This is a genomic window from Agromyces albus (assembly GCF_030815405.1).
Lineage (GTDB): Bacteria > Actinomycetota > Actinomycetes > Actinomycetales > Microbacteriaceae > Agromyces > Agromyces albus_A.
In genome coordinates, this window is the sequence record NZ_JAUSWX010000001.1 from 356,503 (window position 1) to 383,397 (window position 26,895).

Genomic DNA, 26,895 nt, shown 5'->3' on the forward strand with positions numbered 1-26,895 from the left:
TTCGGTTGAAGTCCTAGCGTCGATCGAGTGAGCGAACCGATGACGGAACCGAACCCGCGCACGACAGAGCCCGGCGTCGTCGACGACGCCGAGCGGTTTCCGCCGGTCGGAGCGACAGAACCGTCGACGCGCTCCGGCCGCGACCCCGGGCCGCTCTCCCTGCCCTACCGGTGGCTGTCGATCGGCATGTTCTCGCTCATCTTCCTCGCCGCGTTCGAGGCGATGGCGGTCACCACCGTGATGCCCCTCGTCGCCCGCGACCTCGACGGCGTGGAGTTCTTCGCCCTCGCGTTCGCCGTGCCGCTCGCGGCCGGCATCATCGGCATGGTGCTCGCCGGCAACTGGACCGATCGGTCGGGGCCGTTGCCGTCGCTCGTCGTCTCGGCGCTGCTCTTCGTGGTCGGCCTGCTGATCGCGGGCACGGCGGCGGACATGGGCGTGTTCATCGTCGGCCGGTTCGTGCACGGCTTGAGCGGCGCCGCCGTGATCGTGCCGCTCTACGTCATCGTCGCGCGGGTGTATCCCGAGGCGCTTCGGGCGCGCGTGTTCGCGGGGTTCGCGGCGGCGTGGGTCATCCCGTCGATCATCGGACCGGCGCTCGCCGGCGTCGTCGCCGAGGCCGTGAGCTGGCACTGGGTGTTCCTCGGCGTGATCGGGCTCATGCTGCCCGCCGCCGCGATGATGGTGCCGCCGATCCTGCGCGTGCGCGACCAGGTGCAGGGCGATCCCACGGTGCGCTGGAGTCTCGGCCGGGTCGGCTGGTCGGTGCTCACCGCGGTCGCCGCCCTCGCGCTCTCGCTCTCGAAGGAGTTCCCCGAGCCGTGGCGCTGGATGATCGCGGTCCTGTCGATCGGCCTCGTCGTGGTCGCGGTACGCCCGCTCATGCCCGCGGGCACGTTGCGTGCCGCGCGGGGCATGCCCGCCACGGTGCTGCTGCGGCTCATCGTCGCCGGTGCGTTCTTCGGCTCCGAGATCTACCTGCCGTACCTCTTCATCGAGCGGTACGAGTTCTCGCCGAGCCTCGCCGGCGCGGTGCTCACCGGCGCGGGTGTCACCTGGGCGGCCGCCTCCTGGCTGCAGGGACGCCTCGGCGACCGGGTGTCGAACACGCAATCGGTGCAGATCGGAGCCGCGCTGCTCGCCGCGTCGCTCGTCGTCGTGCTCCTCGTCGCCGCATTCATGCTCTCGCCGGTCATCGCCTTCGCCGCGTGGACCCTCGCGGGCGGCGCGATGGGCTTCATGTACCCGCGCTTCTCGGTGGCGGTGCTGAGCCTCTCGCCCGTGTCGTCGCAGGGGTTCAACAGTGCTGCGCTCTCGATCGGCGAGTCGCTCGGGGCATCCGTCGCACTCGCGATCACGGCACTCGCGGCAAGCGCTGTCGTGGGCGGGGCGTTCACGGCGGAGTTCGCCGTCGGCGTGGCGATCGCGGTGGTGGCGGTGGTGCTCGCGCAGCGCGTGCGGCCGACGGTCGAGGCATCCGCCGGCTCATAGCGCCGATGTGACGTCACATCTGTGACAGTCACATTCCGTTCGGAACTGTGCATAATGGTCTCGCCGGCGTGTGTGACCGTGAACATGCCGAAATCCGAACGAGGTCATTTTGACAGTCGAGCCGCAGCGGGGGCGCGCCCCGAGCATCCGCGACGTCGCGCGCCTCGCCGGGGTCTCGCACCAGACCGTCTCGCGCGTGCTGAACCATCACCCGAGCATCCGGCCCGAGACGAAGCAGCGCGTGCTCGACGTCATCGCCGAGATGCAGTACAAGCCCAATCGCGCGGCCCGTGCACTCGTGACGAGCCGCTCCCGCACGATCGGCATCCTCTCGGCGTCGAGCACGCAATACGGCCCGGCGTCGAGCATCGCGGCGATCGAGGAGGCGGCCCGCGCCTCGGGCTATTGGGTGAGCACCGCCAACATCGAGTCGTCGGATGCTCGCACGATCGCCGATGGGCTCGAGCACCTCGCCGCCCAGGGCATCGAGGGTCTCGTGGTCATCGCACCGCAGGTGCGGGTGTTCGATGCCCTCGCCCAGCTGTCGATCGACGTGCCCTACGTGAGCCTGCAGTCGACCGGACGAGACCCCGACCACGCGCTGTCCGTCGACCAGATTGCGGGCGCCCGCATCGCCACACGGCACCTGATCGCACAGGGCCACCGCAGCATCTATCACCTCGCCGGTCCGCAGGACTGGATCGAGGCCGAAGCGCGGATGCGCGGATTCCTCGAGGAGATGAGCGCGCAAGACGTGCCCACCACCGCGCCGATCCTCGGTGACTGGACGGCCGACTTCGGCTACCACGCCGGCCGTGAGCTGCTGACGGTGCGGGACTTCACCGCGATCTTCGCGTCCAATGACCAGATGGCGCTCGGACTCATGCACGCCATTCGCGACGAGGGACTCGAGATTCCGCGCGACGTCTCGATCGTCGGATTCGACGACATCCCCGAGGCGGCGCACTTCTGGCCGCCGCTCACGACCGTGCGGCAGGACTTCGCCGAATTGGGCCGCCGCTGCGTGGCCCTGCTCCTCGGCGACCTCGACCCGGCAGCGCCCGATTACCGAGGCACGATCACGCCGGAGCTCGTGGTGCGCGGCACCACCGGCGCACCGTCGTTCTGACGGCTCCGTTGCCGAATGCTCGGCTCGGAAGATCCGTCGTTACCGATTCGTGATGACTCGGAGTTGACAGGAGCTTCAACCATGTGGCTAACATAAGTGTCGCCATGTGAACGGTCACATTGACTGTCACATGGAACGCCCCAACCCGATCGACGAAGGAGTCTCCGTGCTGACAGCGCCCACCTCGCACGACCGCCGCTGCAGTTCCGGCCGGTCCAGCGCGAGCTGCGGAGCAGCGCGTTGAGCACGTTCGGGCCCCAGGTCGAGGTCGCCATCGCACGAGTGCGTGCCGACGTGGCACGGCTGCACGGGGAGTTGACCCGGTATGGCCTCGTGGTGTGGACGGGCGGAAACGTGTCAGGCCGCGTGCCGGGTGCCGACCTCTTCGTGATCAAGCCCTCTGGCGTGTCGTACGACGAGCTCGCTCCCGAGAACATGATCCTGTGCGACCTCGACGGAAACGTGGTGTCGGGCACACCGGGCAGCGATCGGGCCCCGTCATCCGACACGGCGGCGCACGCCTACGTGTACCGGCACATGCCGGAGATCGGCGGCGTCGTGCACACGCACTCCACGTATGCGACGGCGTGGGCGTCGCGGGGCGAGGAGATCCCGTGTGTGATCACGGCGATGGCCGACGAGTTCGGCGGGCCGATCCCGGTGGGTCCGTTCGCGATCATCGGCGATGACTCGATCGGCCAGGGCATCGTCGAGACGCTCACGGGCCACCGGTCCCGAGCCGTGCTGATGCAGAACCACGGCCCGTTCACCATCGGCGCGAACGCGAAGGACGCGGTGAAGGCGGCCGTGATGGTCGAGGATGTCGCCCGCACGGTGCACCTGGCTCGTGAGTCGGGCCCGTTGGTCCCGATCCCGCAGGACGCGATCGATCGGCTCTACGACCGCTACCAGAACGTGTACGGGCAGCAGGGCGATGCCCGCCTGACGACCGCAGACGGGCAGTCGAACGACGCCCGCCCGAAGAAAGTCGACCGGCGATGAACGATCGCCCGGTCACATTGAGCTTGCGCACCCCAACCACAGGGTGGGCGCGAGGGAGACGGCTGGCATGGACGCAGCCGCATCCGACTGTCACCAAGACAACGACGTCCAGACGGACACAGTGAAAGGAAACACCGTGAAGAACACGAAGAAGGTGCTTCTCGCGACGCTCGCAGCGGGCTCCATGCTCGCGCTCGCGGCGTGCGCAGGCGGCGGCGGCGACGCAGGCGAAGGCGAAGGCGGCGGCGGCCTCATCGGCGTCGCGATGCCCACCAAGAGCTCGGAGCGCTGGATCCAGGACGGCGACGCCGTCAAGGCCCAGCTCGAGGACCAGGGCTACACCGTCGACCTCCAGTACGCAGAGGACGACATCCCCACCCAGGTCTCGCAGGTCGAGAACATGATCACCAAGGGTGCTGAGGCCCTGATCATCGCCGCGATCGACGGCACCACGCTCACGAGCGTGCTGCAGGATGCCGCTGACGCGGACATCCCCGTCATCGCCTACGACCGCCTCATCCGCGAGACCGAGAACGTCAACTACTACGCCTCGTTCGACAACTTCACCGTCGGACAGCAGCAGGCGTGGTCGGTGCTCAACGGCCTCGGTCTCACCGAGCTCGACGGCACGCCCATCGAGGGCGCTCCGGCCGGCCCGTTCAACATCGAGCTCTTCGCGGGCTCGCTCGACGACAACAACGCGTTCTTCTTCTTCGACGGTGCGATGGACGTGCTCCAGCCGCTCATCGACGACGGAACGCTCGTCGTGAAGTCGGGCCAGACCGACATCGAGCAGGTCGCGACGCTCCGTTGGGACGGCGAGACCGCCCAGAGCCGCATGGAGGACATCCTCACTGCGAACTACTCCGACGGCTCGACGGTCAACGCGGTGCTCTCGCCCTACGACGGCATCTCGCGCGGCATCATCTCGGCCCTCACCGACGCCGGCTACTCGGTCGGCGAAGGCTGGCCGATCATCTCCGGCCAGGACGCCGAGCTCGACTCGGTCAAGGCGATCAACTCGGGTGAGCAGTACGCCACCATCTTCAAGGACACCCGCGAGCTCGCGGTCGTGGCCGTGGACATGGCCGTCGCCCTCCTGAACGACGAGGAGCCCGAGGTGAACAACACCGAGGACTACGACAACGGCGTGAAGGTCGTGCCGTCGTTCCTCCTCGACCCGGTGATCGTCGTCAAGGACAACATCACCGAGACCCTGGTCGACAGCGGCTACTGGACCGAAGAGGAAATCCAGGGCTAGTCACCACCGGTACATGCTGGCCGGATGACGGTCGACCCCTGCGTGTCGGGGCCCGAGCGGGAGTACTCTCGCCTCAGGTCCCGATCGCGGTGGCATCCGTCATCCGGCCGGCCCCGGCAATGAAGCAGGAGCAAGGATGACCACGAACATTCTCGAGATGCAGGGCATCACGAAGACCTTCCCGGGCGTGAAGGCGCTCTCCAACGTCACGCTCGGCGTCGCTCGCGGCGAAGTGCACGCGATCTGCGGCGAGAACGGCGCTGGCAAGTCGACGCTCATGAAGGTGCTCTCGGGCGTCTACCCGCACGGCACCTACGAGGGCGACATCGTCTTCGAGAACGAGACGGTGGCGTTCAAGGACCTCACCGACAGCGAGGCCAAGGGCATCGTGATCATCCACCAGGAGCTCGCCCTCAGCCCCTACCTGTCGATCGCCGAGAACATCTTCCTCAACAACGAGCAGAAGAGCCGCTCAGGCCTGATCGACTGGAACAAGACGAACCACGAGGCGTCGAAGCTCCTCGCGCGCGTCGGACTGCGCGAGAACCCCACGACGAAGATCCTCGACATCGGCGTCGGAAAGCAGCAGCTCGTCGAGATCGCGAAGGCGCTCTCGAAGCGCGTGAAGCTGCTCATTCTCGACGAGCCGACCGCGGCCCTCAACGACGAGGACTCCGATCACCTGCTGAACCTGATCCTGCACCTCAAGGAGCAGGGCATCACGTCGATCATCATCAGCCACAAGCTCAACGAGATCAAGAAGGTCGCCGACTCGGTGACCGTGATCCGCGACGGCAAGACGATCGAGACCATCGCGAAGGCCGACGTCACCGAAGACCGCATCATCAAGGACATGGTCGGCCGCGATCTCGAGCACCGGTACCCCGACCACACGCCGAACATCGGCGAGGAGTTGCTGCGCGTCGAGGACTGGACGGCTCACCACCCGCAAGACACCACTCGCGTCATGGTCGACAAGGTCAACCTCAACGTGCGCGCGGGCGAGATCGTCGGCATCGCGGGCCTCATGGGCGCCGGTCGCACCGAGTTCGCGATGAGCCTCTTCGGGCACTCCTACGGGTCGAGGATCTCGGGCAGCGTGTTCCTGCGCGGCAAGGAGATCAAGACCCGCTCGGTCGCCGAGGCCATCGACCACGGCATCGCCTACGCAACCGAGGATCGCAAGACCTACGGCCTCAACCTCATCGAGGACATCAAGCGCAACATCTCGATGGCGTCGCTCAAGAAGCTCGAGAAGTACGGCCTCGTGCACGACAACGAGGAGTACAAGGTCGCGAACGAGTACCGGCACTCGATGAACATCAAGGCGCCGAACGTGCTCGTGAAGACCGGCAAGCTCTCGGGCGGCAACCAGCAGAAGGTCGTGCTGTCGAAGTGGATCTACTCGGATCCCCAGGTGCTCATCCTCGATGAGCCCACCCGCGGCATCGACGTGGGCGCGAAGTACGAGATCTACTCGATCATCAACCGGCTCGCGGCCGAGGGGAAGGGCATCATCGTCATCTCCTCCGAGCTGCCCGAGCTGCTCGGCATCTGCGACCGGGTGTACGCCCTCTCCGAGGGACGCATCACGGGCGAACTCCCCGTCGCCGAGGCGACGCCCGAAGCAATGCTCAAGCTCATGACCATGGAAAAGCCCCGCTAAGCCGACGCGAGCGGAACACACAGGAGACACGATGTCGAATCCCAATCCAACTGAGACCACCGAGTCGCATGCCGTCGGCGGCACCATCAACCCCGTCGAGAACAAGTTCACCGAGCGACTCAGCCACATCCTCGCCGACCTCGGCAAGAACGGCATCTTCATCGCCCTGATCGCGGTGGTCGTGCTGTTCTCGTTCCTCACGAACGGCATCCTGCTGCGGCCGCAGAACATCTCGAACCTCGTGGTGCAGAACGGCTACATCCTCGTGCTCGCGATCGGCATGGTGATGGTCATCATCGCCGGCCACATCGACCTCTCGGTCGGATCGGTCGCGGCGTTCGTCGGCGCCTGTTCGGGCGTCTTCGCGGTGCACTGGGGCATGCCCTGGTGGATCGCCGTCATCCTCTCGCTCGCGATCGGCGCCGCTGTGGGGGTGTGGCAGGGATTCTGGATCGCCTTCGTGGGCATTCCAGCGTTCATCGTGACACTCGCGGGAATGCTCATCTTCCGCGGCCTCGCGCTCGTCGTGCTCGGCAACGCGAACATCGGCTCGTTCCCCGCCGAATACCGGGGCATCGGCAACGGCTTCCTCACCGACCTGCTGGGCGAGTTCGAGATCGATCCGCTGACGATCGGCATCGGCGCCATCGCGATCATCGCCCTCGTCGTGCAGCAGGTGCGCACCCGGCTCGGTCGCCAGAAGTACGGCCAAGAGGTCGAGCCTCTCATCTGGTTCATCACGAAGCTCGTGCTGGTCGGGGCGGGAATCACCTTCTTCGCCTACTCGCTCGCGTCGTACAAGGGCATCCCGGTCACGCTCATCATCCTCGCGGTGCTCGTGCTCGTGTACGGCATCGTGATGAACCGATCGGTGTTCGGCCGCCACATCTACGCGATCGGCGGCAACCGCCACGCGGCGGAGCTCTCGGGCATCAAGACGCGACGCGTCGACTTCTGGCTCTTCGTCAACATGGGCGTGCTCGCCGCGCTCGCCGGCCTCATCTTCACCGCGCGACTGAACCTCGCGGGACCGAAGGCCGGTGACGGCTTCGAGCTCGAGGCGATCTCGGCGGCCTTCATCGGCGGCGCTGCGGTGCAGGGCGGCGTCGGCACGATCGGCGGCGCGATCATCGGTGGTCTCATCATCGGTGTGCTGAACAACGGCATGTCGATCATGGGCATCGGCATCGAGTGGCAGCAGGCCGTCAAGGGCCTCGTGCTGCTGCTCGCGGTGGCCTTCGACGTCTACAACAAGCGCCGCTCCGGCGGCCGTTAGGCAGATCTACCGAGGGGGCGGATGCTGCGGCATCCGCCCCCTTCGTCGTGCTCGCGATCACTCGGGTGAGAGGCGAGTACGACTTGTAGCCAAGCTTCGTTAGCGCTAACATCATGCTTCGTTAGCGCTAACGAAGCGCCATGACGAAGGAGTCCCCGTGCCGCACCAAGAGCAAGGCGTGAACCGGGCGGTGTCGACGTGAGCGGCACGGCCCCAGTGTTCGAACCCGAGACCGAGGCGGCGATCGCGCAGGTGCGCGACGACGTCGCGAAGCTGCACGGCGAACTGACCCGCAACGGGCTCGTCGTCTGGACGGGCGGAAACGTGTCGGGCCGCGTGCCCGGCGCCGACCTGTTCGTGATCAAGCCCTCGGGCGTCTCGTACGACGAGCTCGCACCCGAGAACATGATCCTCTGCGACCTCGACGGCACCGTGATCCCGGGCACGCCCGGCTCCGACCGCAGCCCGTCGAGCGACACCGCAGCGCATGCCTACGTCTACCGGCACATGCCCGAGGTCGGCGGCGTCGTGCACACCCACTCGACGTTCGCGGTCGCCTGGGCCGCGCGCGGTGAAGAGATCCCGTGCGTCATCACAGCGATGGCCGACGAGTTCGGCGGACCCATCCCGATCGGCCCGTTCGCGATCATCGGCGACGACTCGATCGGCCGCGGCATCGTCGACACCCTCGCCGGCCACCGTTCTCGCGCCGTGCTCATGCAGAACCACGGACCGTTCACGATCGGCAAGAACGCGAAAGACGCGGTCAAGGCCGCCGTCATGGTCGAAGACGTGGCCCGCAGCGTGCATTTCGCCCGCGAGGCCGGACCGCTCATCCCGATCCCGCAGCACGCGATCGACCGCCTCTACGACCGCTATCAGAACGTCTACGGGCAGACTGGTGATGAACGTCGAGAAGCAACCGAACAGAGTGGAGATGCACGCCGATGACCGAGACCGTCACTGCACCGGATGAAGCGCGGGCTGCGATCCTCGAAGGACGCACGTCGCTCGGCATCGAGTTCGGCTCGACCCGCATCAAGGCGTGCCTCGTCGGGGAGGACCCCACCGTCGTGCTCGCCGTCGGCAGCCACGAGTGGGAGAACCAGTTCGTCGACCGCGTCTGGACCTACTCGCTCGACGACGTCTGGTCGGGCCTCCAGGAGGCGTACGCCGACCTCGTCGCCGACGTGCGACGCCGCTACGACGCGCAACCGCAGACGTTCGGCGCGATCGGCGTGTCGGCGATGATGCACGGCTACCTCGCGTTCGACGCGAACGACGAGCTGCTCGTACCGTTCCGCACGTGGCGCAACACGTCGACGGGTGTGGCCTCCGCCGAGCTCAGCGAGCGGTTCGGGCTCAACATCCCGCTGCGCTGGTCGATCGCCCACCTGCACCAGGCGATCCTCGACGAGGAGGCGCACGTCCCCGACATCCGCTTCGTCACGACCCTCGCGGGCTATGTGCACTGGCGGCTCACGGGTCGCAAGGTGATCGGTGTCGGTGACGCCTCGGGGATGTTCCCGATCGACTCCGCGACGAACGACTACGACTCGCGGCTGCTCGGCGTGTACGACGGGCTCGTCGCCGACCGCGCACCGGGCCTGCAGGTCGCCGAGCTCCTCCCAGAGGTGCTGGCGGCCGGGCGCGAAGCGGGTCGCCTGACCGCCGAGGGCGCCGCGCTCCTCGACCCGTCGGGCGCGCTGCAGCCCGGCGCGCCGCTGTGCCCGCCCGAAGGCGATGCCGGCACGGGCATGGTTGCGACCAACGCGGTCGCGCCGCGCACCGGCAACGTGAGCGCAGGCACGAGCATCTTCGCGATGGTCGTGCTGGAGCGACCACTGTCGGAGCCGCATCACGAGCTCGACCTCGTCACGACGCCGGCGGGCGACCCCGTCGCGATGGTGCACTGCAACAACGGGGCGAGCGAGCTCGCCGCGTGGGTGGGCGTGTTCGCGCGGTTCGCGCAAGCGGCCGGCACCCACCTCGACAGTGATGCGGTCTTCGAGCTGCTCTTCCGGGAGGCCCTCGACGGCGAGGCCGACGCAGGCGGGCTGCTCGCCTACAACCACCTCGCCGGAGAGCCCATCGCTGGGCTCGCCGAGGGCCGGCCGATGGTCGTCCGTACGCCCGACAGCCGGCTCACGCTGGCGAACCTCATGCGCGCGCAGCTCTACGGCGTGTTCGGCACGCTCGCGCTCGGCATGCGGGTGCTCGACCGTGAAGGCGTCGAGCTCGACCGGATGTTCGCGCACGGCGGCATCTTCCGCACCGCCGGCGTCGCCCAGCGGCTCCTCGCCGGCGCGCTCGACGCGCCGGTCGCGGTCGGCGAGACGGCGTCGGAGGGGGGCGCCTGGGGCATCGCCGTGCTGGCGTCGTACCTCTCGGCATCCGCGCAGACCGACCTCGGCGCATACCTGAACGAGCGCGTCTTCGCCGACGCGGCCATCGACACCGTCGACCCGAGCCCCGACGACGTCGCCGGCTTCGCTGCATTCCTCGACCGATACCGGGCGGGCCTCGCCGCCGAGGCCGCCGCCGTCGAAGCGCTCTGACTGCGCGCACCGACACCGAACCCCGTACCAAGGAGACACGCATGACCCGCACCCCGCTCACCACTTCGCTCGACGGCTACGAGGTCTGGTTCCTCACCGGCAGCCAGCACCTCTACGGTCCCGAGACCCTCAAGCAGGTCGCCGACCAGTCTCGGCAGGTCGCCGAGACGCTCGACGCGGCATCCGACGTGCCCGTGAAGGTGGTGTGGAAGCCCGTGCTCACCGACTCCGACGCGATCCGCCGCACCGCCCTCGAGGCGAACGCGGCCGACAACGTCATCGGCCTCGTCGCGTGGATGCACACCTTCAGCCCCGCGAAGATGTGGATCGGCGGCCTCGACGCCCTGCAGAAGCCGCTCGCGCACCTGCACACGCAGGCGAACGTCGAGCTGCCCTGGGCCGAGATCGACTTCGACTTCATGAACCTCAACCAGGCCGCGCACGGCGACCGGGAGTTCGGCTACATCCAGACCCGGCTCGGCGTGCCGCGCAAGACGATCGTCGGCCACGCGAGCGACCCGCGCGTGCAGCAGGAGTTCGGCACGTGGCAACGTGCCGCCGCCGGCCTCGCGGCATCACGCAGCATGAAGCTCGCCCGGTTCGGCGACAACATGCGCTACGTCGCCGTGACCGAGGGCGACAAGACCGAGGCCGAGCTGCGGCTCGGCGTGCAGGTCAACACGTGGGGCGTCAACGAGCTGGCCGAGGCGGTGGCAGCGGCATCCGACGCCGATGTCGACGCGCTCGTCGCCGAGTACGAGGAGCTCTACGAGGTCGTGCCCGAGCTGCGGAACGGCGGCGAACGCCACCAGTCGCTGCGCGACGGTGCAGCGATCGAGCTCGGCCTGCGCTCATTCCTCGAGGAGGGCGCCTTCGGCGCGTTCACCACGTCGTTCGAAGACCTCGGTGCCCTGAAGCAGCTGCCGGGCCTCGCGGTGCAGCGGCTCATGGCCGAGGGCTACGGCTTCGGTGCCGAGGGCGACTGGAAGACCGCCGTGCTCGTGCGCATCGCGAACGTCATGGGCGCAGGGCTCCCGGGCGGCGCGTCGCTCATGGAGGACTACACGTACGACCTCACGCCCGGCGACGAGCTCATCCTCGGCGCGCACATGCTCGAGGTGTCGCCGTCGCTCACGACCTCGAAGCCGTCGCTCGAGATCCATCCGCTCGGCATCGGTGGCAAGGAAGACCCCGTGCGCCTCGTGTTCACGGCCGATCCCGGCCCCGCCGTCGTCGTCGCGATGAGCGACATGCGCGACCGGTTCCGCCTCACGGCGAACGTCGTCGAGAACGTCGAGCTGCGGCATCCGCTGCCGAAGCTCCCCGTGGGGCGCGCCGTCTGGAAGCCCTCTCCCGACTTCGCGACGAGTGCCGCCGCCTGGCTCACCGCCGGCGCGGCGCACCACACCGTCATGTCGACTGCGGTGGGCGTCGAGGTGTTCCGCGACTTCGCCGACATGGCGAAGCTCGAGCTGCTCGTCATCGACGAGGACACGACCACCCGCGACTTCCAGCGCGAGGTGCGCTGGAACCAGGCCTACTACCGCCTGGCGCAGGGTCTCTGATCGGAGCACGCATGGGCGGGACGGATGCCTCGGGCCGGGCGGATGCGCCCGAGCCCGAGTCTCCCGAGCCCGCCCCGCCCGAGCCCGAGTCGCCCGCCCAGGCGGAGCCCGCCGGCGTGCCGACGATGTTCGACGTCGCGCGCCGCGCGGGCGTGTCGCACCAGACGGTCTCCCGCGTGCTCAACGACCTCACCGGCGTGGCCGCCTCCACGAAGCTTCGGGTCGAGCAGGCGATCGCCGAGCTGAATTACACGCCGTCGCCCGCGGCGCGTGCCATGGCCAAGCGCCGGTCGGGATCGATCGGGCTCATCCAGGCCGGGCGACCCGACTACGGACCGTCGAGCGCCGCGCTCGGCTTCAACGAGGCGGCCCGCGCCGCCGGGTTCACCGTGAGCCAGACGAGCATGCGCACTCTTGACGCCGACACGCTCACCCAGGCGGTGCATCGGCAAGCGCTCCAGCGCGTCGAGGCGATCGTGCTCATCTCGGGCGAGCGCGAGGCCGTCGAGGTGCTGCGCGGCATCCACGCCGGCGTGCCGCTCGTGGCTGTGGCATCCGAGGACGAACCCGGCACGCATCGGGTCTCGCTCGACCAGTACGCGGGTGCGCGCCTCGCGACGGAGCACCTCATCGGCCTCGGCCACCGCGAGATCCGGCAGGTCGCTGGGCCCTCCGACTCGATGGATGCCGCCGAGCGCCGCCGCGGATTCGCCGACGCGATCCGCGAGCACGGCCTCGTGCTGCACGACCCGATCGTGGGGGACTGGATGCCGCCGTCGGGGCATGCGGCGGGCGAGCTCCTGCGATCCGACCACGACGTGACCGCCGTGTTCGTGTCGAACGACCAGATGTCGCTCGGCCTGCTCGCGGCGTTCCGCGCCGCCGGCCTCCGGGTGCCCGAAGACGTCAGCGTCATCGGGTTCGACGACATCCCCGAAGCGGCATACTTCGCGCCGCCGCTCACGACCATGCGGCAGGACTTCGACGGCCTCGGCCGCGACATCATGGCGACCGTGCTCGACGTGCTCCGCGACGAGCCGACGGCACCCGATCGCACGGAACGCGTGCCCGAGCTCGTCGTGCGCGAGAGCACGGCGCCGCCGCGCGGTTCTGCTCGCTGACGTGGGCCCAGACCGGCTCCTGCCGCAACTCGCGCCCAGCGCCGAATGCCGGGCGCCCACGAACTTGTGAGCAAGGCCCCCGCCCGTAACCCCTCACACCAAACGCGAGCCGTCACCCATATCCCTGGCGCCCCTTCCGAATCGTCCTTGTTCCCGGTAACATCCGAAAGCCGGTCTGTTCGAACGCCCAATGGACAGTGATGTTCGCGCTGGGCGCGCGATGAGCCGGAAACAACACCACTCAGCGAAGGAGCTGGCTATGCATGTGAGACCGATGAAAGTTCGATGGGTCGGCGCGACCGCGATCGCCGCCGCCCTTGTGGCGGCCAGCCTGGCCGTGCCGCCGTCGGGCGCCGAGGCGGGCGTAGTGGGCGCCAATCTGGTGAGCAACGGAGGGTTCGAGAATGGGGTCGCACCCTGGACGAGTCCGGATGGAGGCGTCCTTTCCACCGACACGGAGCTCGCTGCGAGCGGAGCGGCGAGCCTGAAGGTGACCGAGCGAACGCGCACGTCGTCCGGCCCCTGGCAGGACCTTGGCGGAACGCTCACGCCCGGGTCGTCGTACGATATCTCGGCGACGGTGAGGTTCGACTCCGGCCCAGACACCAAAGAGTTCATCCTCACGATGGCCTACAGCGATCGATACATCAACCTCGCTCGTGCGATCGCGACGAGAGGGCAGTGGACGGAAATCAAGGGCTCGTTCACGATCCCCGAGGAGCAAGGCGTCACGGGCGCACGCATCTTCATCGAGACGCCATGGGTGCCCGATCCTTCCGCGGACCCTGCGTCGAACCTCATGGACTTCCGCGTCGACGACGTCTCGCTGTTCGAGGTGGAGCCGCTGTTCGAGTGGTCGTCCAGCGACCCTGTGATCGTTCCGCAGCCCACCGAGGAGCACCCGTCGCTCGGAGTCAAGGACCCAACTGTCGTATTCGCTGACGGCAAGTACCACGTGTTCATGACGACCGCCAGCCAGAACGGCTGGAGCATGGCCACCACGAGCTTCACAGACTGGTCAGAAGCTGCCGAAGCACCGATCACCTACCTGGCGGATTCACCCATCGGCGCCGGTTACACCGCCGCTCCGCAGGTGTTCTTCTTCGAGCCCCAAGGTCTGTGGTATCTCATCTACCAGGTAGGCGACCCGCACTACTCCACGACGGCGAACATCGACGACCCGATGTCGTGGAGCGCCCCTCTTCCCTTGTACCCGAACGGAACCCCGGCGGCGATCCAAGCGACCGGAGGATGGCTCGACTTCTTCAACATCTGCGACGACGAGCTCTGCCACCTCTTCGCTACGGGTGACAACGGCAGGCTCTGGCGCGCAGAGACGACGATCGAGCAGTTTCCGAACGGCTTCGGCGCACCCGAGCTCGAGCTTCAGGACACGACCGAGAATATCTTCGAGGCCAGCATGACCTACAAGCTTGATGGCTCTGACAAGTACATCACCATGATCGAAGCGATCGGGCACCCGGGGCGCTACTTCAGCTCCTGGATCGCCGACGATCTGGCAGGTCCATGGACGCCGCTCGCGGCGACCGAGGCGGACCCCTTCGCCGGTCCGGCAAACCGGACTTTCGAGAACGAGATCTGGTCGAAGGAACAGGTGTCGCATGGTGAAATGGTCCGCTCCGGATCCGATCAACGCCTCACCCTCGACCCATGCGAGCCGATGCGCATGCTCTACCAGGGCGTATCCCACACGGCCCAAGCACCCGACTACATCAGCCTGCCGTACAAGCTCGGCCTCCTCACGGCAGTCGGCGACAACCCGATCTCCGACATGTGCGTCGATGTCGAGTCGTCTGTGTCGCAGAGGACTGTCGCCGGGAAGGTCAACCTCGTCGTGTCCGTGACGAACAACGACTCGTCCTCAGTGTCGCTGACCGTCACGTCCGACTTCGGAACCAAGACGATTCCCACCCTCATGCCGGGGAAGACGACCTCCGTTGCCTTCAATACGCGCCTCGCGGAGAAGTCCAGCGGGACGATCTCCGTCACCGCCACTAAGGACGGGCCGACGGGACCGGTCTCGTACCAGCGCACGATCGAGTACACCGCGGGCTAGCGACGGGTATCCGTCGGGCGGGTCGGGAATCCGCCGGACGGCACGTCGAATACCTTCAGAAGGGGCATCGAGTCAGCACGACTCGATGCCCCTTCGTGATGGAAGGGATTCCGCGATCGCCGGTCGGCCGACGCTCGTGCAGGGCGACCAACTGCGGGCCGCATTGCGGCATCAGTGACCAACGCGAAGTCCGGTCGGGAGACTCCCGACCGGCCTTCGCCGCTGCGGCACTGACCGCGTGAAGAGCGCTCTGCCCGGCGCATGACGACCTTGTTGTCCCACGTGGTGGCCACCATGTAGTAGTTGCCGTCGTGGAACTCAATCGTCGGATCGGCCGTGCCGGGTGCCAGGGGATTGGTGAAAGGTGTCTTGTCCGATCGCCTGGGCGGCGGGGGAGTTCGCGGCGTCGACGGCAGCGAGGCCGCCGAGCGAGAGCACGGCGCCGAGCGCCGCGCCGGCCAAGACACGGATGCCTCGCGCGGTGCGTCTCAGCATGTGCAGTCTCCATACGTGGCGGTCGTGATGGCGCCGGACGTGGTCGCGGAGACCTCGCCGGCGGGGAGGGTCTACAGGCGGCTCGAGAACGTCACCGACCGGGTCTCGCCGACCGCTCGCCGTACGCCGACGTGATCGTGACGTTTGCATTGTCGCTCGAGCCGTTCCTCTGATCTGTCTGGGGTGTTCGGGTTCGGGCGGGTCCAGCAGCCCTCGGGCGCATCCGTCGGACGACGGATGCGCCCGAGGGGTTCAGCCGCAGGCTCGCGGCGGTATCGGCGCAGAGCCTTCGTAGCGCTGGCCGTCGGCGGCGGTGCCGGTCAGGGTCGCCGTGCCGCTCGTGATCGAGGCGAGCCTCGTCGCGAACGACGTCGAGGCCGCAGCTCCAGCGGCGACGGCGACGGTCTTCGTGCCGAACGGGGTGCGGATCACGGCGTCGGCGGGCACGGTGTCGAGGTTGCGAACGGTGACGACGACCTGCGCCTTGCCCGCGACGCAGCGCACCGCGGCCGAGGAGGCGAGTTCGAGGTCGGTCTCGACAACGGTGAACTGCCACGAGTCGATATCGAAGAGGTCCCCGCTACCGTCACCAGTGAAGACGAAGAACACGTCGCTCGTTCCGGTCGCTCCGGTTACGGGGCAGGTGACGTCGATCCAGTCTTGCGAATCGCCGGAACCACTGGGGACATCGCATGTCGCCACGAGCGTGCCAGCGCGACTGCCAAGCCTCACCTCGATATGCCCTGCCTGTGAAGGCGCCACTCGAGCAGTGAAGGTGTCGGCTCCGGCGCCGAAGTCAGCGCCGTTGACCTTGATGTAGTCCCGGTTGTCCACGTCCGTGACGTGCAGACCGCCTCCGGTCGTCGGGGCGACTTCGACGCCCGATTCCCACGAGATCGTCTCTGCCTCTTGACGCTGGAACGGATCAAGGGCCTGCACCTGCGTTGTCCCCGCCGTTGTCATGTTCATCTCGGGGATCGAACCGTCTGCGTTGTACTCGAACTCTTCGATGGCCACCGATCGAGTGAATCCGCTGCCTCCGGGAAGGGCGCCGTTGTGGTACACCAAGTACGACTTGCCCTTGAAGTCCACGACACCGCCGTGGTTGGTGAACGACGCACCTTGACGGGGCATGACCGCTCCGCCGTACGTCCACGGGCCGGTCGGCGTCGGTGCGGTCGAGTAGGCGAGGAACTCACCGCAGCACTCGGCGGCGAACATGTTGTAGTAGGTACCGTTGCGCTTGTACACCCACGGGCCCTCCTCGTACAGGGTCGGCCGATTGACGTTGTTCGGCCGCGTTCCGTACCCTTCCGCAGTGAGTTCGATCTTCTGCGGCTCACCGTCGTACGAGATCATGTCGGCGTTGAGCTCCAGGTGGTACAGATCAGGGTTTCCCCAGTAGAGGTGCGCCTGACCGTCGTCATCGATGAACACCGTCGGGTCGATCTGGGTACGCGACACGAGAGGGTGGCCAAGCGCGTCGCGGAATGGACCCACCGGGCTGTCGGCGACGGCGACACCGATCGCCATCTGGCCGGTCGCCGTCTCCGTGGTCGGCACGTACCAGTAGAACTTTCCATCGCGTTCGATTGCCTGCCCCGCCCACGCGTCCGACTTCGCCCAGGCGAAGGTGGAGACGCTCAGTGCCGGGCCGTGGTGCGTCCAGTTGGCCATGTCAGTACTGGAGAAGACATGCCAGTCATTCATCACGAACCGCCCCACCGAATTGTCTTCGTCATGGCCGGTGTAGAGGTAGAAGGTGTCGCCGACGACGAGAGGAGCTGGATCTGCCGTGTAGATGGTCTGCACGACCGGGTTTCCCCATGAATCCGAATCCGCTGGAGGAGCCTTGATTGTCACGTCGACGGTTTTCGTCGCCGTGACGCCGCGCACACTTGCCGTCGCAGTCAGGGTGCCTTTCACATCGGGCTCCCCGGCCTTCGGCACAATTGCGCTCGCCAGCCTGCCATCGTCACCGATGGTCAATTCAGGAAGGTTCGATGCCCAGGTAACGGTCCCGTTGTAGTCGGGAAGGGCGGGGTTGGTGGTCGCGACAGTGACGGGAGTGATCGAATCGGCGATCGCTTGCGCTGCCGGGCCGAACTCATCGGCATGAGCGACCGCATCGGCGTCGGAGACGTCGCTGATTTCGCTCGCTGTGAGTGCCCGGTCGTAGACGCGGAATGCCGCGACCTCACCCTTGAAGAATGGGTCCGGCCACGGCGAGCGGCCGATCGCGTTCAATGACTGGTCTTCGATCGACGCCGGTGTCAGCGTGGTCGGCGTCGTCGTGATCAACTTGCCGTCGATGTAGAACGAAATGGTTCCGGCATCGCCGTCGATCACCGATGTCAGGTTGTACCAGCGGCCCGCGTCGAGGCCTGCCGTTGCACGGGCGTTGAACTCACCTCCGCCAGAAGTGACAGTGATGGCCGTACGCGGTTCGTCTCGGACCGAACTGAAGTAGTAGGTCGTGTTGGCGTCATTGCCGATGTTCCAAAGGAAGTTGAAGTTCGACTTCATCGACGCATCGATCTGGACTTCCGTGGTGATTGAAGCTGACTCTTTGCCGGCCAGTATGTCGTCTGGCAGTTCCACCCAGTTGGCAGTGGGGCTGGACTTGTCTCCACCGATGAAGCTCAGCGAGTCGCCGTTCCAGAGATCGTCCGTGCCGTTGACGACTGTGGCGTCGCCGACCGCGCCGGGACCGGTCGCCGAATTCGCAACCGTCGTGCCGGCGCCCTGAGTGAAGAGATACTGACCGATGAGCCCATCTGTCGGTGCCGAGGAGCTGGCCGTGGGCGCTGCTGCAGGCGCCTCGGCGCCTGAAGCAACGGAGGCCGAAATCGGCACGATTCCCACACAGGCCGATTGCAAGGCCGCCGACTAACGCCATGGCTGCCTTTCGCGGTACGCGCAACGGCGAGCGTTCCATGGTTTGATTCACGATTTCTCCTTCGTGGTTCAGTTGGGCCGCCGAGGCGGTGGGGGCGAGGGTGCACAGCGTGATGTAGTGGCGAAACGTGAGGGCACTGCCCGTCAGCAACCGAGGGCCGGATGCCCCGCCGTGACCGTCACCGAGCGGCTCGGGTCGGCGGGGTCGGTGCCCGTGACCGTCACCGATCCAGCGCCGATCGTCTTCGTGCGGGTCGAGAACGCAGCGCTGCTCGATGCACCGGCTTCGAGCGTGAACGTCTTCGAGCCGTAGGCGCCGGCCGCGGTCACGTCGAGGGCGATGGCGTCGGCGTTATGCACCGCGGCAACCACAACAGCCTTGCCGGCGACGCAGCGCGCCACGGCCGTGGCCTCGAGCGTCGGTGCCGCGACCGGGTCGGGCGCGACCGAGGCGATGCGGTAGCGCTGGCAGTCGTTGTTCAGCACGCTGTACTGATGGACGCGGGTGCCATCGGCCGCAGCGCAGAACGAGAGGTCGAGCGCTTTCAGACTCGTGCCGTTGCGAAACTCGACGGTGCCGTCGTTGCGGACGAGCACCCGCCAGGTACTGCCCGCGATGCCGCACGGGCCCTGCGTGACCGCGACGCTGTCGGCCGTCGACCCGCCGGCCACGGCGAGGCACTTCTCGGGTGCCGAGCCGAGGTGGAGTTCCGCCTCCCCATTCGCGGCCGCGGTGAAGCTGACGCTCTGGCAGGGCGCAGTGAGGTATTCGCGCTGCTGCAGGATGGCGCCGTCGGCGGCCCCGCAGTTCGGCACGTCGAACGCCTTGCCCGAGACGATCGAGGTGACCACGACCTGACCGGCGGGGCGCAGCGCCCAGTCCTGCCCGGCCGAGGCGTTCGCCGTCGACTGCACGAGCGCGGTGCCGGTGCTCGCGTCGAGCACCTTGCCGCTCGTGCGGTTCGTCAGCTTCGACCAGCCGCCGGTGGTCGAGGCGACGGTCCACTGCTGGCATCCCGTAGTGAGGAAGGGGGTCTGCTGCACCGCCGCGCTCTCGGCCGTCGCACACTCGGCCGGCCCAAGCGACGCGCCGCTCACGGCGTTCACCAGACGCAGGTAGCCGTCACCGGTGGTGTCGAGCACGAAGCGAGCGCGAGACGAGGAGCAGTTGCCCTGCGCAGCGGCAGCACCGGCTTCATCATTCGGCACCGTGGCGCAGAGCCCCGTACTACGGCTCACGAGGTTCCACCTGGCACCTTCGACCTGGGCGGTGATCGGCGCGTTCTCGCCGCTCGGCACCGGCACCTGCGTGCTGGTCGCCTGCGGGATGCCGAAGTCGGGCTCGCCGTCGGCGCCCCAGTTCACGATCTGCGCGCGGGCCGAGCGTTCGCGGCTGCATCCGCCGTTCGGCCGGTTGTTGGCGTGGTAGAGATTCCATGTCTCGGTGCCATCGGGCGAGGTGAAGAAGTCGTTGTGACCCGTGCCGTAGACGCCGTTGGCCTTCGAGAACACGGCGCCGTCGCTCTTCTGCCACGATGCCGACAGCACGGGGTCGCCACCGAGGTACTCGAGGGTGCCGAGCTGGTAGTCCTCGGTGCCGCAGAAGCTCGCCGAGTAGACGATCCAGGTCCTTCCATCCTTCTGCAGCGGAATCGGGCCCTCGTTCACGGGCTGGCCGATGACCTCCCAGGCCTCGGTCGGCTGCGACAGGATATTGAGCGCCCCGGTCGCGGTCCACGGATTCGACATGCGGGCGATGTAGTTGCTCTGCAGCCCGTCGGGCGCGAACGCCGACCAGGTCACGAAGAGCTCGCCGTTCAGGTGCAGGTACGCGCCGTCGATGTTCCAGTCGTCGGTCGGAATCGGCCGGCCCTTGTAGGTGTACGGGCCCATCGGGTCATCCGCTGCGCTCTCGATCACCTGCAGGTGCTGCGTGCCGAAATCGCCCGAGACGCCCATCGTGTACATCAGGTACCAGCGCCAGCCGTTCGGTCCTTCGATGCGCTCGAGCTCGGGAGCCCACATGTTGCCGTTGCGGCCGGGATTGGTGTCGGAGTAGACCGTCACCGGCTTGGTCGTGCCGAGGCCCGCGAGTGTCGGCGCCTTGCGCATCACGACCTTGTTGTCCCACGTGGTGGCGACCACGTAGTAGTTGCCGTCGTGGAACTCGATCGTCGGATCGGCCGTGTCGGGCGCCAGGGGATTGGTGAAGGTGTCCTCCCCGATCGCCTCGGCGGCAGGGGCCTGCGCGTCGATGGCGGTGAGGCCGCCGAACGCGAGCGCGGCGATCAGCGCCGTGCGCAGCACGGCTCGAAACGGTCTCAGCATGAGCGGCCTCCGAATGCAGCGGTGGTGGTGGCGCCGTCGGCGGTGGCCGAGACCTCACCGGTGGGCACCGTCGTGAGACGGCTCGAGAACGTCGCCGACTGGCTCGCGCCCGCCGCGATGGTCACGACGCGCTCGCCGTAGGGCGAGGTGATCGTTACGCTCGACCCCTGGGCCGACTGGTTCGTCGCTTTGGCCACGATGACGACCTTGCCGGCCACGCACCGGGTCGAGGCCGCCACGTCGATGCCTGGCACGACGACGACGGTCGCTGTCACCGGCATCCGCGAATCGTCGTGCGCGACGCCGCGCACCGTGAACGTGCCGGGCGCTTGGTAGTCGGCGGGCGAGACACCCTCCCACGTGACCTCGACCTGCTCGGTCGTGCCGTCGACCGTCGTGAGCGACGCACGGGGAAGCACCGGTGCCTGACCGGGGCGCGTGGTGACCTCGATGGGGGCGACCTCGGCGACGGCGACCGCCGGGGCGTAGGCCTCGAGCACCGTCTGGTACTCGGCCCGGGTCACCGGGATCACAGTGCCGTGGCGCGGCTTGCCGCCGTCGCTGTTCTGCGGCAGGTTCTCGCGCAGCGTGGCACCCAGCGGCTGCCACGACGAGCCATCGGCGATGTCGTTCGAGCCGAAGGGGATGTAGTAGTTCGGGCCGTCGTGATACGAGGGCTGGTCGATGAACAGGAACCAGTCGAGGCCGTTCACGTCACCCGGGTTCGCGGGGAAGATGCTCGGCCCCTCGCCGCTCGTGAAGGTCTTGCCCGGTTCGCCGTTCGGCAGCCCGGTGGCCACCTGCTCCTTGACGAGTGTCCACTCGTCGGCGGCGCCCGTGGTGCCGGGCAGCGAGCCGCTGATCGTCGCGAGCAGGTCGGTCGACGTCTCCTCGCGGATCGTCATGGATGCCTCGTCTTTGGTGAAGCGGTAGTAGGTGTCGTCGACCTTCGCGACCGTGGAGTCGATCAGGCCGCGGCCGGTTCCCCGCTTCACGTCCGACCAGATCTGCGGCTCCGAGAAGGTCACGAAGTCGTCGGTCGTGGCGTACATCATGCGGTTGTAGGTCACAGCCGTGCGCGATGCCGGGTTCGTGTCGGGGTAGAGGTTCGACGCCCAGAACACGACGTAGCGGCCGAGCTCGTCGTCCCAGTACGCCTCGGGCGCCCACGTGTTGCCCGCGTGCGGCGTCGAGACCTGCACGTGCCGCTGGTTCGACCAGTTCACGAGGTCGGTGGACTCCCAGACCTCGATGCCGAGCGAGCCCGAGATCTGCGCCGTCGTGAAGCCGCCGGCAAGCCCGGCGACCTTCAGGTCGGTGGCGAGCATGTAGAACTTGTCGCCCTCGTGCGAGCGGATGATGAACGGGTCGCGCAGCCCGCTCGTGCCCTGTGTCGACGTGAAGATGGGCTCGCCGTCGTTCAGGGTGTTCCAGCGCAACGCATCGTTGCCTTTGGATGCCGCGAGGCTGACGCGCTCGGCACCGGCCCCCTCGCCGGTGAAGAACGCCCAGACGTAGGCCTCGGGGTCGGCCGTCGTCGCCGGCGCCGCGGGCACCGTCAGGGTGAAGGTGCGCGAGGCAGTCGCGTCGCCGCTCGTCGCGGTCGCGGTGAGCACGATGTCGGATGCCGTGGCGGGACGCGTGATCGCGATGGTCGCGGTGCCCGCCTTGACGCCGTCGCGGAGCGTCGCGATGTCGGCGCCCGAGGTGACCGCCCACGAGATCGTCGAGCCGTTCGCGCCGGTCGTCGGAACCGCGAAGCTCGTGCGCACGTCGGCAGCGCCGGGAATGGCGATGGCCGCGACATCCGCATCGACCTTCGCCTGGTCGGAGAGTTGCGCCGGCACCGTCACGGTGTAGCTGCGGTTCGCCGTCGCGCTCCCGGCGGTGAAGCTGGCCGTCAACGTGACCACGGCGTCGGCCGACCCGCCCGCCGGGCGGGTCACCGTCGCCGTTCCGGCAGACACCGCGATCGCGGCTCCGTCAGACGACCACGAGACGGATGCACCGTGGCTCGTCGTCGGCAGGGCGAAGTCGGACGTGGCGGTCGCTGGCAGCGACACCGCCGAGGTGGCGCGTTCGATCGCCTGGCCGGCGAACACCTGCTGCACGGTGGTCGAGTCGAGCGCTTCGGCGTAGACGGCGAAGTCGTCGACGTCGCCGGCCCAGCCCGGGTCGTTGTAGGTCGAGCGGCCGAGGTACGACAGCAGGCTCGAGCCGAACGACGACACGTCGCGCGCGATCGCGTGCCGGCCGATCTGCTGGCCGTTGACGTACACCGTGAGCTTCGCGTTCACCCCGTCGATGACGGTCGTGTAGAGCGCCATGCCCGACGGCGTGCGTACGCCAGTGGTCGCGGTGTTCGTCGCGCCGGGGCCGATCTCGGTGCCCCACGGGGCGCCCGCATTGACCGTGTTCGTCACGACCGACTTCACGTAGCCGCTCGGGTTCGTCGGGTTGAGCATCCAGTAGCCGCTCGAGTACGAGGCTCCCGACGCGACCGGCGCGCCGATGAACACGGCCCCGACGTTCGCCGGGCCCGAACGGTTGCTGAGCCAAGTCGAGATCGTGAGCTGCTTCTTGCCGACGAGGCCCGCGGTCGGGATCTCGAGGTAGGCGGCGCTCGCGCGCGCACCACCGGGAAGTGACAGGGCACCGGCGGCGACCGTTGCGCCGCTCTGCTTGATGACGCCGTCGTGCCCGTTGCCGGACGCGTCGCTGACGACACCGCCGTCGGCGGCGTCGAAGGTGTAGTGGATCAGCGGTGCGGGCGCCTCGACGGCGCCGGCGGCCTGCGGGGCGATGGCGCCTGCAACCGCGATGGCGGCGACGGCCGCAACCGCTGCGGCCCCCGTTCGCAGTTTTCGCACGAGAATGTCGCGCATGTCACTCCTTTGTGATGGTCGAAACCGTGAAGTCGGTTGAAACGTGGTGATCGAAACGTGGTGGTCGAATGACGAATCGGATGCCTCGGCGCGCCGCCGAGGCATCCGACTCGTTCAGCCGCAGTGAGCGGCCGGGGTGCTGAACGAACCCTCGAAGGCGCTGCCGTCGGCAGTGCTGCCCGTCAGCGTGAGCGAGCCCGCGGCGATCGACGCCGCGCGTGTCGCGAACGCGGCCGAGGCGGAGGCACCGGCGGCGATCGAGACGCTCTTGCCGCCGTACGGGGTCTGGATCGCGACCGCCGCGCGCAGGTCGTCGGCGTTGTGCACGGTGACGACGAGCTGCACCTTGCCTGCGACGCACCGGGTCGTCGCCGTGGCGTCGAGCTCGAGGTCGCCGTGCAATTCGACGGGCTCCGAGGCGGACGTGGCGACGAGCGCATCACGGTGGCCGTCGTAGGTCGCGGTGACCGACACGACCCCGGCGGGAGCGGTGACGGTCGCCGTGCCGTTCTGCAGCGGCACGGTGGTGCTCCAGTCGCCGCCCGAGAACGTCACCGTTCCGGCGATGTCACCGGCGTCGGCGGCGGCCACTTCGGCCGTGACGTCGCGGCCGTCGGCGGTCAGCTGCGTGGTCGACGCGACGGCAGTGATTCCGGTCCAGTCGTGCATGGCGGTGAGCACCGTCTGCGGCACGCTGACGAACGCGCCGTGCCGCGGGCTCGCCGGCAGTCCGCCGACCGGGCGCACGTTCCAGTTCGAGCGCTGCGAGATGCGGTCGCTCTGCGAGCTCGAGGCGATTTCGGCGCCGGTCGTCGCGAAGGCGCGGTAGCCGCCGGCACCGTAGTTGTCGACGAGGAAGACGTAGCCGTCGCCCGAGGTGTTGTTCGGGTCGCCCTCGTTGAGCTTCACGATCTCGGGTCCTTCTCCCGCCTGACCGGTCTCGAGGCTCGTCATGTGGGTGTCGGTGAGCTGCCACGTCGTGGCGGGGTCGGCGCTCCAGCTCGACGAGGTCGTCGGGGCGGTGAGCACCTTCGAGCGCTCGAGGAAGATGTCCTTGCCGGCCTCGAGCGTGCCTGCTGCACCGCCCTCCTCGTTCTTCGTGAAGCGGTAGTAGTAGTCGTCAATCTTGGTGACCGTCGAGTCGATGCGGGCGTACCCCGTGTCCTGCCACGTCGCGGGCGGCGAGGTGAAGGTTCTGAAGTCGCGCGTGAGCACCGAGAACATGCGGGCGTAGAGCTTGTCGGTGTTGGTGTGCGAGGCATCCGAGTAGAGACGCGATGCGAAGAACACGACGTACGACTGCAGTTCGTCATCCCAGTACGCCTCGGGCGCCCAGGTCATGCCGGCCTCGGGCTGGTTGATCGTGATGCCGGTGTCGATGCCGTTCGTGCGGGTCCAGTGCACGAGGTCGACCGACTCCCAGACCTCGATCTTCAGGCTGCCCGCGGATTGGGCCGGACCCCAGCCCGTGCCGCAGCCGATGCAGAGGTCGGTGGCGACCATGTAGTACTTGTCGCCGTCGTGCGATCGCAGGATGTACGGGTCGCGCAGGCCCTTGGTGTCGGTCGTCGAGGTGATCACCGCTGCGCCGCCATTGACGGGCGAGAAGGTGAAGAAGTCGTTGCCCGACGTCGCGGCCTGGTAGATCTTCTCGTCGCTGTCGGACTTGAAGTAGGCGGCGGCATACCCGGCGTCGGGGGCCGAGCGCGCGTGCTCGGCGACAGCGACGGTGAACGTCTTCTCGACCGTCGACTGGCCGAGTACCGCATGCGCGGTGAGCGTGACCTCGCGGTCGCCGGCACCGTAGGCGGGTCGGTCGACGAGGCCGCCGCCCTCGAACGGGTCGGGGGCGCCGACCGCGGGAGCGGTGTAGCCGGTGTCGGTCGGCGTGACCAACGCGGGGTCGGAGGACGTCCACGTAATGGTCGCGCCGTTGACCGATCCCGTCGTGATGAGCGGCAGGTTCTCGGTCGTGCGGGCTGCGAGCGAGATCGCCTCGAGGTCGGCCGACGCCGAGGCGGCGAGCACGGTGAGGTCGAAGGCGATCGTGGTGCCGAGCGAGGTCGTGGCCGTGACGGTCACGGGGGTGTCGGTGGTGACGGTGCGCGAGACGACGCCGGTGTTCGAGATCACCGACGTCTCGCTCGAGGCCCAGCTCAGCGTGACGCCGTTGACGGATGCCGGCAGGGAGAGGTTCTGCGAGACGGCATCGGCCGAGGGATTTGCGGCGAGCACGGTCGGCAGCAGGTCGGTGCGCAGCAGCGCATCGGTCGACGCCGACTTCGCCGCAGCGGTGGGCATGCTCTCCGAGACCTGCGTCTGGCTCAGGGCGACGTCCCAGAACTTCACGTCGGTGACGTCCGCCTGCAGCAGCGGGTCGGGGGCGTAGAGCGAGCGGCCGAGGTAGCCGAGCGTCGTGCCGGCCGGCACGATCGAGCTCATGGCGTAGGAGTGGGTGACCGTCGAGGCCTGCGCGCCGTCGCGGTAGAGCGTCAGGGTGTTGCCGCTGCCAACGAGGGTCAGTGTGGTGAAGCCCGGGTTGAGGCCGCCACCGTTCGGCAGGCGCACCTCGCCGTTGCTCGTGCCGGTCTTCACCCTGATTCCCGAGAGCATCGCGTTGCTGTATGCGGACTCGCTCGAGCGCGGGTTGACGAACACGTGGTTGCCGAGGGCAGTGGTGTTCCAGGCGCCGACGCCGTCGCCGATCACCCAGCCGAACTGGTTGGCAGCGGTCTGGCTCGAGACCGTGTACTCGACCGTGAAGTCGTTGTCGGCTGCGGTCACGAGACCCTTGGGCAGCGCGGCATAGCCGTTCTTCTTGAACCGGAGCACGGCGTCGCCGCCGGCATCGGCGAACGAGGCGTCGGTGAGGCCGCTGAGTGTGGCGTTGCGACCGTTGCCCGAGATGTCGAGCAGTGCGCCGCCCGCGTGCGACATGTCGTAGTGGGCGGTGACTGGGGGCAGCTCGGCGGCGGATGCGGGCAGCGGTGCGGTCGCGCAGAAGCCGGTGACCACGGCGCCGGCGAGGCCCGCGGCGAGCAATCGTCGCGCACGAGATCGGGGGAGGGCGGCAGACGGGCGCATGGGTCTCCTTGCAGTCGCCATTGACGGAGGGGCCCGACGATGATCGGCGGGAGCTCGAA

16 protein-coding genes and 1 pseudogene are annotated in these 26,895 nt (G+C 67.9%); 13 read left to right on the top strand and 4 right to left on the bottom strand.

The genetic code is table 11. The features are described from left to right. Positions 1–27: 27 nt before the first annotated feature. The 13 genes and pseudogenes from QFZ29_RS01590 to QFZ29_RS01645 all read left to right on the top strand — a co-directional run bounded on the left by QFZ29_RS01590 (position 28) and on the right by QFZ29_RS01645 (position 15,776). Positions 28–1,491 carry an MFS transporter gene (locus tag QFZ29_RS01590; RefSeq protein ID WP_306892489.1) on the top strand — a complete coding sequence of 488 codons (1,464 nt, stop codon included), beginning with the start codon at positions 28–30 and terminating at the stop codon, positions 1,489–1,491. A 109-nt stretch (positions 1,492–1,600) separates the two neighbouring features. Next, positions 1,601–2,620 (top strand): LacI family DNA-binding transcriptional regulator, encoded by a 1,020-nt coding sequence (locus QFZ29_RS01595; RefSeq protein ID WP_373426166.1) that lies wholly within the window; start codon positions 1,601–1,603, stop codon positions 2,618–2,620. A 240-nt stretch (positions 2,621–2,860) separates the two neighbouring features. Next, a complete protein-coding gene (locus QFZ29_RS01600; RefSeq protein ID WP_306892490.1) occupies positions 2,861–3,622 on the top strand; it encodes an L-ribulose-5-phosphate 4-epimerase in 762 nt (253 codons plus the stop codon). A gap of 184 nt (positions 3,623–3,806) precedes the next feature. Next, the gene (gene chvE, locus QFZ29_RS01605) at positions 3,807–4,883 is read left to right on the top strand and encodes a multiple monosaccharide ABC transporter substrate-binding protein (RefSeq protein WP_306896569.1); all 1,077 of its coding nucleotides are present in this window, start codon (positions 3,807–3,809) and stop codon (positions 4,881–4,883) included. Between the two features lie 136 nt (positions 4,884–5,019). Continuing rightward, positions 5,020–6,549, top strand: coding sequence for a multiple monosaccharide ABC transporter ATP-binding protein (gene mmsA, locus QFZ29_RS01610; protein ID WP_306892491.1), 1,530 nt, complete (start codon positions 5,020–5,022; stop codon positions 6,547–6,549). A 31-nt stretch (positions 6,550–6,580) separates the two neighbouring features. Continuing rightward, on the top strand, positions 6,581–7,825 hold the full coding sequence (gene mmsB / locus QFZ29_RS01615) for a multiple monosaccharide ABC transporter permease (protein ID WP_306892492.1): 1,245 nt from the start codon (positions 6,581–6,583) through the stop codon (positions 7,823–7,825). 198 nt (positions 7,826–8,023) lie between these two features. Then, entirely contained in the window at positions 8,024–8,776 is a 753-nt protein-coding gene (locus QFZ29_RS01620) for an L-ribulose-5-phosphate 4-epimerase (RefSeq protein WP_306892493.1), read from the top strand. Continuing rightward, the gene (locus QFZ29_RS01625; RefSeq protein ID WP_306892494.1) at positions 8,773–10,383 is read left to right on the top strand and encodes a xylulokinase; all 1,611 of its coding nucleotides are present in this window, start codon (positions 8,773–8,775) and stop codon (positions 10,381–10,383) included. Before QFZ29_RS01620 ends, QFZ29_RS01625 begins: the two co-directional genes overlap by 4 nt. 41 nt (positions 10,384–10,424) lie before the next feature. Then, on the top strand, positions 10,425–11,948 hold the full coding sequence (gene araA, locus QFZ29_RS01630; RefSeq protein WP_306892495.1) for an L-arabinose isomerase: 1,524 nt from the start codon (positions 10,425–10,427) through the stop codon (positions 11,946–11,948). An 11-nt stretch (positions 11,949–11,959) separates the two neighbouring features. Beyond that, complete coding sequence (locus QFZ29_RS01635) at positions 11,960–13,069, top strand: LacI family DNA-binding transcriptional regulator (RefSeq protein WP_306892496.1); 1,110 nt, start codon at positions 11,960–11,962, stop codon at positions 13,067–13,069. Positions 13,070–13,343: 274 nt separating this feature from the next. Then, positions 13,344–13,826 (top strand): annotated as a pseudogene (locus QFZ29_RS20345) (carbohydrate binding domain-containing protein); the annotation flags it as partial. Between the two features lie 42 nt (positions 13,827–13,868). Next, positions 13,869–15,146 (top strand): non-reducing end alpha-L-arabinofuranosidase family hydrolase, encoded by a 1,278-nt coding sequence (locus tag QFZ29_RS01640; protein ID WP_306892497.1) that lies wholly within the window; start codon positions 13,869–13,871, stop codon positions 15,144–15,146. Positions 15,147–15,515: 369 nt separating this feature from the next. Next, complete coding sequence (locus QFZ29_RS01645) at positions 15,516–15,776, top strand: hypothetical protein (protein ID WP_306892498.1); 261 nt, start codon at positions 15,516–15,518, stop codon at positions 15,774–15,776. 117 nt (positions 15,777–15,893) lie between these two features. Here the strand turns inward: QFZ29_RS01645 and QFZ29_RS01650 are convergent, their stop codons facing one another. The 4 genes from QFZ29_RS01650 to QFZ29_RS01665 form a co-directional block, all read right to left on the bottom strand. Further along, positions 15,894–18,506 carry a family 43 glycosylhydrolase gene (locus QFZ29_RS01650; protein WP_306892499.1) on the bottom strand — a complete coding sequence of 871 codons (2,613 nt, stop codon included), beginning with the start codon at positions 18,504–18,506 and terminating at the stop codon, positions 15,894–15,896. 177 nt (positions 18,507–18,683) lie between these two features. Next, on the bottom strand, positions 18,684–20,867 hold the full coding sequence (locus tag QFZ29_RS01655) for a family 43 glycosylhydrolase (protein WP_306892500.1): 2,184 nt from the start codon (positions 20,865–20,867) through the stop codon (positions 18,684–18,686). Then, positions 20,861–23,752 carry an immunoglobulin-like domain-containing protein gene (locus QFZ29_RS01660; RefSeq protein WP_306892501.1) on the bottom strand — a complete coding sequence of 964 codons (2,892 nt, stop codon included), beginning with the start codon at positions 23,750–23,752 and terminating at the stop codon, positions 20,861–20,863. Before QFZ29_RS01660 ends, QFZ29_RS01655 begins: the two co-directional genes overlap by 7 nt. A 114-nt stretch (positions 23,753–23,866) precedes the next feature. Then, complete coding sequence (locus QFZ29_RS01665) at positions 23,867–26,836, bottom strand: immunoglobulin-like domain-containing protein (RefSeq protein WP_306892502.1); 2,970 nt, start codon at positions 26,834–26,836, stop codon at positions 23,867–23,869. Between the last annotated feature and the right edge of the window lie 59 nt (positions 26,837–26,895).

Excerpts from the sequence above, each read along its gene's own strand:
- QFZ29_RS01625 (WP_306892494.1), top strand. The coding sequence starts at position 8,773 with ATGACCGAGACCGTCACTGCACCGGATGAAGCGCGGGCTGCGATCCTC.
- chvE (WP_306896569.1), top strand. The coding sequence starts at position 3,807 with ATGCTCGCGCTCGCGGCGTGCGCAGGCGGCGGCGGCGACGCAGGCGAA.
- QFZ29_RS01660 (WP_306892501.1), bottom strand. The coding sequence starts at position 23,752 with ATGCGCGACATTCTCGTGCGAAAACTGCGAACGGGGGCCGCAGCGGTT.
- QFZ29_RS01635 (WP_306892496.1), top strand. The coding sequence starts at position 11,960 with ATGGGCGGGACGGATGCCTCGGGCCGGGCGGATGCGCCCGAGCCCGAG.
- QFZ29_RS01655 (WP_306892500.1), bottom strand. The coding sequence starts at position 20,867 with ATGCTGAGACCGTTTCGAGCCGTGCTGCGCACGGCGCTGATCGCCGCG.
- araA (WP_306892495.1), top strand. The coding sequence starts at position 10,425 with ATGACCCGCACCCCGCTCACCACTTCGCTCGACGGCTACGAGGTCTGG.
- QFZ29_RS01665 (WP_306892502.1), bottom strand. The coding sequence starts at position 26,836 with ATGCGCCCGTCTGCCGCCCTCCCCCGATCTCGTGCGCGACGATTGCTC.
- mmsB (WP_306892492.1), top strand. The coding sequence starts at position 6,581 with ATGTCGAATCCCAATCCAACTGAGACCACCGAGTCGCATGCCGTCGGC.
- mmsA (WP_306892491.1), top strand. The coding sequence starts at position 5,020 with ATGACCACGAACATTCTCGAGATGCAGGGCATCACGAAGACCTTCCCG.
- QFZ29_RS01640 (WP_306892497.1), top strand. The coding sequence starts at position 13,869 with ATGGACTTCCGCGTCGACGACGTCTCGCTGTTCGAGGTGGAGCCGCTG.